This window comes from Methylorubrum subtropicum, from assembly GCF_038442325.1.
Classification (GTDB): Bacteria; Pseudomonadota; Alphaproteobacteria; order Rhizobiales; family Beijerinckiaceae; genus Methylobacterium; species Methylobacterium subtropicum.
In genome coordinates this window covers 1-736 of sequence record NZ_JBBXMW010000054.1, presented here as the reverse complement: position 1 = coordinate 736, position 736 = coordinate 1, and the positions used below count along the sequence as shown (strand labels likewise).

Genomic DNA, 736 nt, shown 5'->3' with positions numbered 1-736 from the left:
AGAGCCTGTTTGAGATCGCGATCTTATGCGGGATTGTTGAGGGCGTTGGCGGCCATGAGGCAGGCGACGCAGGCAAGACGGCCGGTCGCGACATCGAGGCGGCCGGCCCGCTCGCGCAGCAGACCGCCCCAGTGGCTGAACCAGCCGAAGGTTCGCTCCACGACCCAGCGGCGCTTGAGCGCGACAAACCCCTTCTGATCGGGGTCCTTCTTGACGACCTCGCAGCGCATGCCGTGGACATTGCACCACTCCTCGCAGCGCTTGGCCCGGAAGACGCCGTCGAGAACGGCTAGGCGCAGGCTCGGCCAGAGTGGCTTGCTCGCATCCAGCGTCGGCAGCGTGTCGCAGTCCTGCACGTCGGCCGGCACCACGGCCAGCGCCAGGATGTGCCCTTCCGCATCGACCATCAACACACGTTTACGGCCCACGACTTTCTTGGCGCCGTCATAGCCGCGCGGCCCTCGCACGCTGAGGCACTTGACGCTCTGCGTGTCGATGATCGCCAGGGTCGGCGTGGCACGCCGCCCGCAGCGACGGCGCTGACGGCGTGCCAGCGCGCGCATCAGCGTCTCGAACAGACCCTTGTCCACCCAGCGCCGGAACCAGCCGTAGACGGTGCGCCAGGGCAGGAAACCTTCGGGCAGCGCCCGCCATCCGCCACCTGTACGCAAGTGCCAAGCAATGGCCGCCATCACCGCCCGCGCCGGCTTGGCGTCGGATCGGGTTGGCGGGTCTG

1 protein-coding gene is annotated in these 736 nt (G+C 68.3%); it reads right to left on the bottom strand.

Going from position 1 to position 736, the window contains the following annotated elements; all coding sequences use genetic code 11:
• Positions 1–23: 23 nt before the first annotated feature.
• Positions 24–736, bottom strand: a 713-nt coding sequence (locus tag AAHG03_RS27030) for an IS5 family transposase (RefSeq protein ID WP_342154966.1), incomplete at its 5' end; no start/stop codon positions are given.